We start from the raw sequence: 11,679 nt of genomic DNA, 5'->3' as shown, positions 1-11,679 counted from the left end.
ATCTCGCTCGTGCCCTCTAATATCGTGTAGTTCGCCGCGTCGCGGTGCAACCGCTCCACCGGATACTCGCGCGTGTACCCGTTGCCGCCCAGGATCTGGATCGCCTGGGCGGTGACCGTCTTCGCGGTCTCACTGGCGAACAGCTTGGACATCGAGCCCTCGGCCGCGGTGAACGGCTTGCCGTTGACCGCCATCCAGGAGGCACGCCACACGAGGAGCCGGGCCGCGTCGATCTGCGTCCGCATGTCCGCGAGCTGGAAGGCGACGCCCTGGTTGTCGATGATGGGCCGGCCGAACTGCTCACGGGTCATGGCGTAGTCGAGGGCCACCTCGTAGGCGGCGCGGGCCGTGCCGACGGCCATCGCGCCGACCGCCGGCCGCGAGGCCTCGAACGTGGCCATCGCCGCGTTCTTCACCCGCTCGCCGCCCGACTTCGCCCGCTCGCGGGCCCGCGCCAGCCGCTCGTCCAGCTTCTCCTTGCCGCCGAGCAGGCAGGAGCCGGGGACACGGACGTCCTCCAGGACGACCTCGGCGGTGTGCGAGGCGCGGATGCCGTGCTTCTTGAACTTCTGGCCCTGGGAGAGGCCGGGCGTGCCCGGCGGCACGATGAAGGAGGCGTGGCCCTTGGAGCCGAGCCCGGGGTCCACCACGGCGACGACCACGTGGACGTTGGCGATGCCGCCGTTGGTCGCCCAGGTCTTCGTGCCGTTGATCACCCATTCGTCCTTGGCCTCGTCGTACACCGCGCGCGTGCGCATGGAGCCCACGTCGGAACCGGCGTCGGGCTCGGAGGAGCAGAAGGCCGCGACCTTGACGTCGTTGGCGTCGCCGTACATCTGGGGAATCCAGGTGCCGATCTGCTCCTCGGTGCCGTTGGCGAGGACGCCCACGGCGGCGAGACCGGTGCCGACGATGGACAGGGCGATGCCCGCGTCACCCCAGAACAGCTCCTCCATGGCCATCGGGATGCCGAGGCCGGTGGGGTCGAAGTACTGCTGGGCATAGAAGTCGAGGGAGTAGATGCCGACCTTGGCGGCCTCCTGGATGACCGGCCAGGGAGTCTCCTCACGCTCGTCCCATTCGGCGGCCGCGGGGCGGATGACGTCGGCGGCGAAACCGTGCAGCCAGTCCCGGACCTCCTTCTGTTCGTCGTTGAGCTCCATGGTGAACTCGGCCATGTCCCCTCCAGCGGCGGCAGTGCGTGTTACTAGCGGTAACCAAAGTCTGTTACCCGCGAGTAGGAAAAGTCAACTCCTGAGGCCCTCTCGGCATCCCGTTCGATGTCAGGGGCACCGACAGTGTTAGTTTGCGCAGGCGTCACCGAAACAGCACGGGTGGGGAGAGCTCATGGACACCACACAGCGGACCGATCAGCAGAGGTCCGCCGACCGCCGACGGCGCGAGCTCCTGGAGGCCGCCGACCGGGTGGTGCTGCGCGACGGCCCGCACGCCTCGATGAACGCCATCGCCGCGGAGGCGGGCATCACCAAGCCGATCCTCTACCGCCACTTCGGCGACAAGGGCGGACTGTACGCCGCCCTCGCCAAGCGGCACACCGACGCGCTGCTGGACTCGCTCCGGGCGGCGCTCGACGCCCCCGCGGACCGCCGCGAGCGGGTCGAGGCCACGCTGGACACCTATCTCGCGGCGATCGAGGCACGGCCCCAGGTCTACCGCTTCCTGATGCACCCCGCGGAGGGCGGCCAGGGCGGCGACCAGGGCTTCGACGTGGGCAAGCACTCCGCACCGCTGCTCCGCAGGATGGGCGAGGAGCTGGCCCAGGTCATCGAGGACCGGCTGGACCTGGGGCCGGGGAGCCAGCAGCTGGCCCGGGTCTGGGGGCACGGGATCGTCGGCATGATGCACGCGGCCGGCGACTGGTGGCTCGGGGAACGGCCCTGCTCCCGCACGGAATTGGTGCGGAGTCTGGCCGACCTGCTCTGGGGACGCCTGGCCGCCGCCGGGGACAAGGTGGGCGGTCCGGGCTTCTGACCCCCGCTCCCCCGCCCCTGCGGCGGGGGAGCTCACCGGTGCCAGGAGGCGCGCCTGACCCGGCGCATCAGCCTGCGGTGGCGCAGGCCCGTCACACGGTCCGCGTACACCCGGCCCTCCAGGTGGTCGTACTCGTGCTGCAGGCACCTGGCGAAGAATCCCGTGCCGTGCACGGTGACGGGCTCCCCGGTCATCGTGAATCCCTCGACGACCGCGTGGTCGTAGCGCTCCGTTCCGGCCTCCAGGCCCGGCAGGGACAGACAGCCCTCGGGCCCGCGGATCACCACTCCGTCGGCCTCCACCAGGCGCGGGTTCACCACATGTCCGAGATGCCGCACTTCGTCGTCGTCGGGGCAGTCGTACACGAACACCCGCAGGGCCTCGCCGATCTGGTTCGCGGCCAGGCCCACCCCCTGGGCCGCGTACATCGACGCGAACAAGTCCTCCACCAGCCGTGCCAGTTCGGGGCCGAAGTCGGTGACCTCCGCGCAGGGCGTGTGCAGCACCGGGTCGCCGAGCAGGGTGAGAGGCCGGACGCGCCCGCGGGCGCCCGGAATGGATCCGTGTCGCATGGCGGCAAGGGTACGGTTCCCTGGGCCCACCACCGCCGCGCTGGTCGGACCGGGATTCGGGTGTGCGAATGGATCTCGATAGGCTGATGCTCACACCACGTTGCCGAATGGCTCAGGCGCGGCGCGTACGCAAGGAGGATCGAGAACTGATGGCAGGCAACTCGGACCCGCTCACGCCGCGGGCCAAGCTCGCCGTGACCGCGGGCAAGGCGGTCGCTGCGGCGTCCCGCGCCGCGGGGCGCGGCAGCGGATCGGTGATCGGCGGCAAGGTGGCGCTGAGGCTCGACCCCGACCTCCTGGGGCGGCTCGCCCAGAACCTGGACTGCGTGCTCGTCTCGGCGACGAACGGCAAGACCACCACCACCCGGCTGATCGCCGAGGCGCTGCGCGCCGCGGGCCCGGTCGTCTCCAACGCGCTCGGCGCGAACATGCCGGCCGGCATCACCTCGGCGCTGGCCGGTGGGTCGGAGGCCAAGTTCGGCGTGATCGAGGTCGACGAGAAGTACCTCGCCGGCGTGGCCCGGGACACCGCCCCGAAGTGCATCGCGCTGCTCAACCTCTCCCGCGACCAGCTCGACCGCGCCGCCGAGACCCGCATGCTCGCGGAGAACTGGCGCGAGGGACTGGCCGGCTCGAAGGCCGTGATCGTCGCCAACTGCGACGACCCGCTGGTCGTGTGGGCCGCCTCGTCCTCCCCCAATGTGATCTGGGTCGCAGCCGGTCAGATGTGGAAGGACGACGCCTGGTCCTGCCCGTCCTGCGGCGGTGTGATGCAGCGCCCCGGAGACGACTGGTTCTGCGGCGAGTGCGGCTTCCGCCGTCCGACGCCGAGCTGGGCGCTCTCCGGTGACCACGTCCTCGACCCGCACGGCTCGGCCTGGCCGATCCACCTCCAGCTGCCGGGCCGCGCCAACAAGGCCAACGCCGCCAGCTCCGCGGCCGTCGCGGCCGTCTTCGGCGTCCCGCCGCAGGTCGCCCTGGAGCGCATGTACCAGGTGCAGGCCGTCGCCGGGCGCTACGACGTCGTCCAGTACCAGAACCGCGATCTGCGCCTGCTGCTGGCGAAGAACCCCGCGGGCTGGCTGGAAACGTTTTCCCTGATCGACCCGCCGCCGACCCCGGTGATCCTGTCGGTGAACGCGCGCGGCGCCGACGGTACCGACACCTCCTGGCTGTGGGACGTCGACTACACGCGCCTGACCGGCCACCCGATCTTCGTGATCGGCGACCGGAAGCTGGATCTCGCGGTGCGTCTGGAGGTCGCCAACCAGCACTTCCAGGTCTGCGAGAACCTCGACCAGGCCGTCCAGCAGGCCCCGCCCGGCCGTATCGAGGTCATCGCGAACTACACCGCGTTCCAGGACCTGCGCCGGATCGTCGGCAACTGAACAGGGAGGACGATCACTTCATGAGCGACAACCAACTGCGGCTGGTGTGGATCTACCCGGACCTGCTCAGCACCTACGGCGACCAGGGCAACGCGCTCGTCGTCGAGCGGCGGGCCCGCCAGCGCGGCCTCGACGTGGCCCGGCTGGACGTGCGCAGCGACCAGCCGATCCCGACCTCGGGCGACATCTACCTGATCGGCGGCGGCGAGGACCGGCCGCAGCGGCTCGCCGCCGAGCGGCTGCGTCGCGACGGGCACCTGTACCAGGCGGTACAGAACGGCGCGATCGTGTTCGCGGTGTGCGCCGGGTACCAGATCCTCGGCCACGAGTTCGTCAACGACCTCGGACAGCGGGAGCCCGGCCTCGGTCTGCTGGACGTCACCACGGTGCGCGGAACGGGCGAGCGGTGCGTCGGCGACGTCCTCGCGGACATCGACCCGCGCCTGGGCCTGCCCCAGCTGACCGGCTTCGAGAACCACCAGGGCGTCACCCACCTCGGCCCCACCGCCCGCCCGTTCGCCCAGGTCCGCCTGGGCAAGGGCAACGGCACCGGGGACGGCACGGAGGGGGCGTACAACGACACCGTGTTCGGCACCTACATGCACGGGCCGGTACTCGCCCGCAACCCGCAGATCGCCGACCTGCTGCTGAAGCTGGCGCTGGACGTCAACGCGCTGCCACCGATCGACGACCGCTGGTACGAGGCGCTCCGCAACGAGCGCATCGCGGCCGCTCAGCAGCCTGCCTAGGTACGGCTGCGCGGCAGACCGCGTGGGTAGGGCTGCGCGGCAGACTGCGCAGCGGGGTCGCGCGGCCACCCGCGCGACCATCGCGTTCCAGAGGTACTGAAGGCACCTTTTAGCGCGTTCCGGCATGGTCGTCGAAGGGCCCGCCTGACAGGCCGTCCGCTCACATGTGCGGGCGCGTCCAGCCGGCGGACGCCCGCTACGGAGCGACCCCCAGACGCCGGTAGGGTGACCGGGATCCAGCCGGACAGCGTGGTCCGGTCCTCGGCCCACGTTGAGAAGGTATTTCGGGCTATGCGCATTGGTGTCCTCACGTCCGGCGGCGACTGCCCCGGCCTGAATGCCGTCATCCGGTCCGTCGTGCACCGTGCCGTCGCCGACCACGGCGACGAGGTCATCGGTTTCCGGGACGGCTGGAAAGGCCTTCTGGAGTGCGACTACCTCAAGCTGGACCTGGACGCCGTGGGCGGCATCCTGGCCCGCGGCGGCACCATCCTCGGTTCGTCCCGGGTCCGTCCCGAGCATCTGCGCGACGGCGTGGCACGGGCCAAGGGCCACCTCCAGGACCTCGGCCTGGACGCGGTCATCCCGATCGGTGGCGAGGGCACGCTGAAGGCGGCCCGCCTCCTGTCGGACAACGGCCTGCCGATCGTAGGTGTGCCGAAGACGATCGACAACGACATCGCCGTCACGGACGTCACCTTCGGCTTCGACACGGCCGTGGGTGTCGCCACCGAGGCCCTGGACCGGCTGAAGACCACCGCCGAGTCCCACCAGCGCGTGCTGATCGTGGAGGTCATGGGCCGCCACACCGGCTGGATCGCGCTGCACTCCGGGATGGCCGCCGGCGCCCACGCCATCGTCGTGCCGGAGCGCCCCTTCGACGTCGAGGAGCTGGCCAAGCGGGTCGGCGAGCGCTTCGAGGCGGGCAAGCGGTTCGCCATCGTCGTCGCCGCGGAGGGGGCCAAGCCGAAGGCCGGCACCATGGACTTCGACGAGGGCGGCAAGGACGTCTACGGTCACGAGCGCTTCGCCGGGATCGCCCGCCAGCTCTCCCTGGAGCTGGAGCAGCGGCTGGGCAAGGAGGCGCGTCCGGTCATCCTCGGGCACGTGCAGCGGGGCGGGACGCCCACGGCGTACGACCGGGTGCTGGCGACGCGCTTCGGGTGGCACGCGGTGGAGGCCGTGCACCGGGGCGAGTTCGGTCGCATGACCGCGCTGCGGGGCACCGACATCGTGATGGTGCCGCTGGCGGAGGCGGTGACCGAGCTGAAGACGGTGCCGAAGGACCGGATGGACGAGACCGAGTCGGTCTTCTAGGCAGTCCGGGCCGTCCGGGTCCGTCCCCGGCCACTCCGCTCAGGCCGTACCGTCCACCCTCGACCAGAAGTGGTCCACGATCCGGTCGAGGAAGTCACGGCCGTTGCCGCTCGAGTCCTCCGCGGCACTGGTGCCGCCCCAGCTCAGCGTGGCCACCATCTGCCCGTGGTACTCCTGGTGCAGCTCCTGGAGGGTGTCCTCCAGGAGCCGCCGGTCCAGCGGCACCATCCGGCCCACCGGCCGCACATAGGCCTGCCAGCGCGTGGTGACCGCGCTGCGCAGCAGCTCGCCCAGCCTCCCCTCGCGGCCGGTGACGGTGACGAAGTCGGGCAGGGACAGTTCGAGCAGGCCCGCGAGCGCGGCCGACTGCCGCTCGGTGCCGCGCCACTCGTCGTTCTCCTCCATCCGCAGATACGCGAGCAGTTCGAGGCCGACGGTCAGCGCCACGTCCTCCGGCGCGAGGCCACGGGCGACGCGGTGCTCCCGCAGGGTCCGCGGCCTGCCGATGAGTTCGCCCGGCGAACACCACAACACCCCGGCGAGAGCGGTCAGTTCCGGGCTGCCGGGGGCGGCGGTCCCGCGTTCCCAGGCGATGACGAGATCAGGGGTGACGTACGGCAGCCCGTACGAGACCCGCATGCCGTGGGCGACGTGCTCGGCGGCCATGCCGAGAGCGGCCCGGAGCCTGCGGGCGGCCGGGGCGTTGAACGGGGGACCGGGCTGGTTCGGCGGAGCTGGGGATCGGCGCACAGCGGACAACGTAGGGGTGCGCGAGGGTGCCGGCTACGGTCTGTTCGACCAGGATCACGGATTGTGGAATCGTACGGTTCCGGCCGGTCGGGACGGACGGCGGTCCGGTACGGGCTCATCCCTCGGCGCCGCCCGGCGCGAAACCGCCGCCCAGCCTGCCGCCCATGGCCCCGGGGTGGCGGTCCGGTGATCCACTCGGCGCCGGTGATCCTGCCGTACATGCCGGTCGCGCGGCCTCCTCCGGGCCCTGGGGCGCACGGGCGTGACCTCCTGCGGACGTACTGCGGGGGTGGCCGGGATGGTCGCCGTGCGACGGCAAGCGAAGTGGTCCAGTCGGGTCAATGCGCCTGCGCAGTATGGGTGTTGGGGCGCACTGGGCCGCCTCGTCCGCTTAGGGTACTGCCGGGGGAAGGGGTTCGCGTGCCGGAACGAGACGTCACCGTGGGGCAGTTGCTGCTCACCGAGTACCAGACGGTCAAGGAAGAGCAGAAGACACGGATCGGGTTCCGGGACAACCTGCTGTACGTCACCCTGACCGTCGTGGCGGCCGTGATCGCGGCAGCGGCGCAGGCCGGCCAGGCGTCCATGCTGCTGGCGCTGCCGCCGGTGTGCGTCGTGCTCGGGTGGACGTATCTCGTCAACGACCAGAAGATCTCCGCGATAGGCGCCTATGTACGCGGCGAGCTGGGACCCCGGCTCGCCGAAGCCGCCCGGGTGGAGGGCGCGGAGATCTTCCGGTGGGAGACGGCGCACCGCGGGGACGCGCGCCGGTTCTCGCGCAAGGTCGTGCAGTGCGTGGTCGATCTGCTGGCCTTCTGCGTGGTGCCGCTGAGTGCGCTGGTCGTGTACTGGGCGGCCGGCACGCCCACTCCGGGGCTCCTGATCGTCTCCCTGACCGAGGCGCTCGCGGTCGTGGGTCTGGGGGTGTGCATCGTGCTGTACGCCGTGCCGTTCGGCTCGGGAAGCGCGGCGGGGTGAGACGCGTCGGTTCCCGGGCCGACGCCCTCACCGTCCCGGAGCCGCCGGTGTCCAGCGATAGACCAGCTCCGGTCTCCCCACCTGGCCGTAGACCGGCTTGCGGGCGGCCCTTCCCGCCTCCACCAGATGCTCCAGATACCGTCGAGCCGTGATCCGGGAGATCCCCACGGCCTCGGCCACCCGGGCCGCGGTGAGTCCTTCCGTCTCCTCCCGCAGTGCGACCGTCACCCGCTCCAGGGTGGGTGCGCTCAGCCCCTTCGGAAGCGCCGCCGGACCGGGCGCCCGCAGTGAGGCCAGTGCCCGGTCCACCTCGTCCTGGCCGCTCGCCTCGCCCGCGGCCGCGTGGAACTCGGCGTACCGGACCAGCCGGTCCCGCAGCGTCGCGAAGGTGAACGGCTTCAGGACGTACTGGACGACTCCGAGCGAGACCCCTTCGCGGACCACGGCGAGATCGCGGGCCGACGTGACCGCGATGACGTCGGCGTGATGGCCGGCCGCCCGCAGGGAGCGCGCGAACTGCAGGCCGTGCACATCCGGCAGATGCAGATCGAGCAGCAGCAGGTCAACCGGTGTGCGGTCCAGCAGCCGTCGCGCCTGCGCCCCGGTGTGCGCCTTGCCGACGGCGACGAATCCCGGCACCCGGCCGACGTACATGACATGCGCGTCCGCCGCCACCGGGTCGTCCTCCACCACCAGGACGCGGATGGCCTGCTCGTTCGTCATACATTGCCTCCAGACACCGGGGACGGCCCGGCCACCGTGCGAAGCGGCAACCGCACCTCGAACTCCGCCCCACCGCCGACGGCCTCCGCCACCGACAACGTCCCCTGCTGACGGTGCACGGCCTGCCGGACCAGCGCCAGTCCGAGCCCGCGCCCGCCCGGTCCCGCCGGCTTGGTGGAGAACCCCCGCTGGAACACCAGTTCGGCATGGGCCGGATCCACACCGCCGCCGGTGTCCGCCACCCGCAGCACCAGCTCCGGACCCTGGGTGTACGCCGTCACCGTCACCCGCGCCCGCACGCTGCCCTGCGCCGCGTCCACCGCGTTGTCGATCAGATTGCCGAGGATGGTCACCAGGTCGCGGGCCGGGAGGCCGGGCGGGAGGACCCCGTCGTCCAGTCGGCTGTCCTCGGAGACCACCAGTTCCACGCCGCGCTCGTTGGCCTGGGCCGTCTTTCCCAGGAGCAGGGCGGCCAGGACCGGTTCGCCCACCGCCGCCACCACCTGGTCCGTCAGCGCCTGGGCCAGTTCCAGCTCGGCCGTGGCGAAGTCGACCGCCTCCTCCGCGCGGCCGAGTTCGATCAGTGAGACCACCGTGTGCAGACGGTTCGCCGCCTCGTGCGCCTGGGAGCGCAGGGCCTGGGTGAAGCCGCGTTCCGAGTCCAGCTCGCCCATCAGGGACTGTAGTTCGGTAACGTCCCGGAGCGTCACGACCGTGCCGCGGCGCTCGCCGCCCGACACCGGCGAGGTGTTCACCGCCAGCACCCGGTCCGCCGTCAGATGCACCTCGTCCACCCTGGGCTCGGAGGCGAGCAGGGCGCCCGTCAGCGGGGCCGGCAGCCCGAGGTCCGCCACCGATGTGCCGATCACGTCCTCCTCGGCGGCGACGCCCAGCAACTCCCGGCCGCCGTCGTTGATCAGCGCCACGCGGTACTGGCCGTCCAGCATCAGCAGCCCCTCGCGCACCGCGTGCAGCGTGGCCTCGTGGTAGTCGTGCAGCTGGCTGAGCTCGGTCGCGTTCATGCCGTGGGTGTGGCGGCGCAGACGGGCGTTGACCACGTACGTGCCGACCGCGCCGAGCAGCAGGGCGCCGCCCGCCACCGCGAGCAGTGCCGTGACCTGGCCCCGGACCCGTTTGCTGATCGCCTCGACCTTGATGCCGGCGCTCACCAGACCGATGACGCGGCCGTTCTCCTCGACGGGCGTGACCGCGCGGACGGAGGGGCCGAGTGTGCCGGTGTACGTCTCGGTGAAGGTGTGGCCGTGCTGGGCCGGGCCGATGCGGCCGAGGAAGTGCCTGCCGATCTGCCTTTCCTCGGGGTGGGTCCAGCGGATGCCGGACGGGTTCATGATCGTCACGAAGTCGACGTCCGCGTCCCGCATCACCTGGAGGGCGTAGGGCTGAAGCTCCGCGGTGGGGTCGGCGGTGTGGATGGCCGAGCGGACCGAGGGGGAGTCCGCGATCGAGCGGGCCACGGCCGTCGCGTGACGGGCCGCCGCGTCCTCGGCCTGCCGCTGGTCGCTGACGTAGGTGAACAGCGCGTACCCGGCCACCACGACCGCTATCAGCACGGCCTGCATGGCGAAGAGCTGGCCGGCCAGGCTGCGGGGTCGGGGGACGGAGGGGAAGCGCATGCCGTCAGTGTGCCTCCGCGGTCGGGCGTGAACCGAACGAGTCGAGCGTGAACTAAATGAACGGAAGGGTGACCGGCCTCACAGGGCGGGAGATAGTCACGGCATTCCCCGAACCCCCGGACGTGAGCCGCACGCCGGTGTGTTGCCGACGAAGACGTCAAGGAGGGCAGCCGTGACCGCCAGCCCCGATACGGCACCTGCCGCGCCCGCTGTGAAGCGGGACCGTACCCACTACCTGTACATCGCCGTCATCGCCGCGGTGGCGCTCGGTATCGCCGTGGGTCTCATCTGGCCCGACCTCGGGGTCGAGCTCAAGCCCCTCGGTACCGGCTTTGTGAACCTGATCAAGATGATGATCTCGCCGATCATCTTCTGCACGATCGTGCTCGGCATCGGATCCGTCCGGAAGGCCGCCAAGGTCGGTGCCGTCGGCGGTATCGCACTCGGCTACTTCCTCGTGATGTCGCTCGTGGCGCTGGGCATCGGTCTCGTCGTCGGCAACGTCCTGCACCCGGGCGACGGACTGCATCTGACCGACGCGCTCAAGGCGACCGGGCACGACCAGGTGTCCGCGGACGCGCTGCCGCCCGTCGAGTTCGTACTGTCGATCATCCCGGTGACCTTCGTCTCCGCGTTCACCGAGGGACAGGTCCTGCAGACCCTGCTCGTGGCGCTGCTCACCGGGTTCGCGCTGCAGGCGATGGGTCCGGTCGGCCGGCCCGTGCTGCGCGGTGTCGAGCACGTCCAGCGGCTCGTCTTCCGCATCCTCGCCATGGTGATGTGGGCCGCCCCGGTCGGCGCCTTCGGTGCCATCGCCGCCGTGGTGGGTTCGGCCGGTCTGGACGCGCTGAAGAGCCTCGCCGTGCTGATGCTCGGCTTCTACGTGACCTGTGTCCTGTTCGTCTTCGTCGTCCTCGGCGCGCTGCTGCGGGTCGTCTCCGGGGTGAACGTCTTCTCGCTGTTCAAGTACCTGGGACGGGAGTTCCTGCTGATCCTGTCGACCTCCTCCTCCGAGTCCGCGCTGCCGCGGCTCATCGCGAAGATGGAACACCTGGGCGTCAGCAAGCCGGTGGTCGGCATCACGGTCCCGACCGGCTACTCCTTCAACCTCGACGGCACCATGATCTACATGACCATGGCGTCCCTGTACATCGCCGACGCGCTCGGTACGCCGATGTCGGTCGGCGAGCAGATCCCGCTGCTGCTCTTCCTGCTGCTGGCCTCCAAGGGTGCGGCGGGCGTCAGCGGCGCGGGACTCGCGACCCTGGCCGGCGGTCTGCAGTCGCACAAGCCCGCCCTGGTCGACGGCGTGGGCCTGATCGTCGGCATCGACCGCTTCATGAGCGAGGCGCGCGCCCTGACGAACTTCGCCGGCAACTCCGTGGCCACCGTCCTGATCGGCACCTGGACCAAGGAGATCGACCGGGACCGCGTGAAGCGGGTCCTCGCCGGTGAGCTGCCCTTCGACGAGACGACCCTGCTGGACGAGAACGAGAACGAGAACGAGAACGAGAACGAGGCCGCGGGCGCGTCCGGGCTGCCGGAGCAGAGCGGCAACGGCGAGAAGGAACTCGCG

11 protein-coding genes are annotated in these 11,679 nt (G+C 71.0%); 6 read left to right on the top strand and 5 right to left on the bottom strand.

Going from position 1 to position 11,679, the window contains the following annotated elements; all coding sequences use genetic code 11:
* The coding region (locus tag ACFW2E_RS28795; protein ID WP_384469986.1) for an acyl-CoA dehydrogenase family protein at nucleotides 1-1,178 on the bottom strand (1,178 nt) is incomplete at its 3' end.
* 169 nt (nucleotides 1,179-1,347) lie between these two features.
* Here ACFW2E_RS28795 and ACFW2E_RS28790 point away from each other — a divergent pair.
* Nucleotides 1,348-1,992, top strand: coding sequence for a TetR family transcriptional regulator (locus ACFW2E_RS28790; protein WP_384469985.1), 645 nt, complete (start codon nucleotides 1,348-1,350; stop codon nucleotides 1,990-1,992).
* A 32-nt stretch (nucleotides 1,993-2,024) separates the two neighbouring features.
* Here the strand turns inward: ACFW2E_RS28790 and def are convergent, their stop codons facing one another.
* Nucleotides 2,025-2,564 carry a peptide deformylase gene (def, locus tag ACFW2E_RS28785; RefSeq protein WP_384469984.1) on the bottom strand — a complete coding sequence of 180 codons (540 nt, stop codon included), beginning with the start codon at nucleotides 2,562-2,564 and terminating at the stop codon, nucleotides 2,025-2,027.
* Nucleotides 2,565-2,713: 149 nt separating this feature from the next.
* Here def and ACFW2E_RS28780 point away from each other — a divergent pair, with 149 nt between their 5' ends.
* The 3 genes from ACFW2E_RS28780 to ACFW2E_RS28770 all read left to right on the top strand — a co-directional run bounded on the left by ACFW2E_RS28780 (nucleotide 2,714) and on the right by ACFW2E_RS28770 (nucleotide 6,018).
* Entirely contained in the window at nucleotides 2,714-3,952 is a 1,239-nt protein-coding gene (locus ACFW2E_RS28780) for a MurT ligase domain-containing protein (RefSeq protein ID WP_384469983.1), read from the top strand.
* A 20-nt stretch (nucleotides 3,953-3,972) separates the two neighbouring features.
* Nucleotides 3,973-4,701: a type 1 glutamine amidotransferase gene (locus ACFW2E_RS28775; protein WP_384469982.1), complete on the top strand. Its 729-nt coding sequence runs from the start codon at nucleotides 3,973-3,975 to the stop codon at nucleotides 4,699-4,701.
* Between the two features lie 291 nt (nucleotides 4,702-4,992).
* Nucleotides 4,993-6,018 (top strand): 6-phosphofructokinase, encoded by a 1,026-nt coding sequence (locus ACFW2E_RS28770; protein WP_384469981.1) that lies wholly within the window; start codon nucleotides 4,993-4,995, stop codon nucleotides 6,016-6,018.
* A gap of 39 nt (nucleotides 6,019-6,057) precedes the next feature.
* On the opposite strand, the gene ACFW2E_RS28765 is transcribed toward ACFW2E_RS28770, so the two are convergent.
* Entirely contained in the window at nucleotides 6,058-6,768 is a 711-nt protein-coding gene (locus ACFW2E_RS28765) for an XRE family transcriptional regulator (protein ID WP_384469980.1), read from the bottom strand.
* A 420-nt stretch (nucleotides 6,769-7,188) separates the two neighbouring features.
* Here ACFW2E_RS28765 and ACFW2E_RS28760 point away from each other — a divergent pair, with 420 nt between their 5' ends.
* Nucleotides 7,189-7,746 (top strand): hypothetical protein, encoded by a 558-nt coding sequence (locus ACFW2E_RS28760; RefSeq protein ID WP_384469979.1) that lies wholly within the window; start codon nucleotides 7,189-7,191, stop codon nucleotides 7,744-7,746.
* A gap of 27 nt (nucleotides 7,747-7,773) precedes the next feature.
* Here ACFW2E_RS28760 and ACFW2E_RS28755 read toward each other — a convergent pair whose 3' ends face one another.
* The gene (locus ACFW2E_RS28755) at nucleotides 7,774-8,469 is read right to left on the bottom strand and encodes a response regulator (protein ID WP_384469978.1); all 696 of its coding nucleotides are present in this window, start codon (nucleotides 8,467-8,469) and stop codon (nucleotides 7,774-7,776) included.
* Nucleotides 8,466-10,103, bottom strand: coding sequence for an ATP-binding protein (locus tag ACFW2E_RS28750; protein ID WP_384469977.1), 1,638 nt, complete (start codon nucleotides 10,101-10,103; stop codon nucleotides 8,466-8,468). The genes ACFW2E_RS28755 and ACFW2E_RS28750 overlap by 4 nt, the downstream gene beginning before the upstream one ends.
* Before the next feature lie 172 nt (nucleotides 10,104-10,275).
* Here ACFW2E_RS28750 and ACFW2E_RS28745 point away from each other — a divergent pair.
* The coding region (locus tag ACFW2E_RS28745) for a cation:dicarboxylate symporter family transporter (RefSeq protein WP_384469976.1) at nucleotides 10,276-11,679 on the top strand (1,404 nt) is incomplete at its 3' end.

Source organism: Streptomyces sp. NPDC058964, from assembly GCF_042741275.1.
In the GTDB taxonomy this organism is placed as follows: domain Bacteria; phylum Actinomycetota; class Actinomycetes; order Streptomycetales; family Streptomycetaceae; genus Streptomyces.
This window is presented reverse-complemented; position numbering and strand designations above follow the sequence as displayed.

Excerpts from the sequence above, each read along its gene's own strand:
- ACFW2E_RS28790 (WP_384469985.1), top strand. The coding sequence starts at position 1,348 with ATGGACACCACACAGCGGACCGATCAGCAGAGGTCCGCCGACCGCCGA.
- def (WP_384469984.1), bottom strand. The coding sequence starts at position 2,564 with ATGCGACACGGATCCATTCCGGGCGCCCGCGGGCGCGTCCGGCCTCTC.
- ACFW2E_RS28780 (WP_384469983.1), top strand. The coding sequence starts at position 2,714 with ATGGCAGGCAACTCGGACCCGCTCACGCCGCGGGCCAAGCTCGCCGTG.
- ACFW2E_RS28775 (WP_384469982.1), top strand. The coding sequence starts at position 3,973 with ATGAGCGACAACCAACTGCGGCTGGTGTGGATCTACCCGGACCTGCTC.
- ACFW2E_RS28770 (WP_384469981.1), top strand. The coding sequence starts at position 4,993 with ATGCGCATTGGTGTCCTCACGTCCGGCGGCGACTGCCCCGGCCTGAAT.
- ACFW2E_RS28755 (WP_384469978.1), bottom strand. The coding sequence starts at position 8,469 with ATGACGAACGAGCAGGCCATCCGCGTCCTGGTGGTGGAGGACGACCCG.
- ACFW2E_RS28750 (WP_384469977.1), bottom strand. The coding sequence starts at position 10,103 with ATGCGCTTCCCCTCCGTCCCCCGACCCCGCAGCCTGGCCGGCCAGCTC.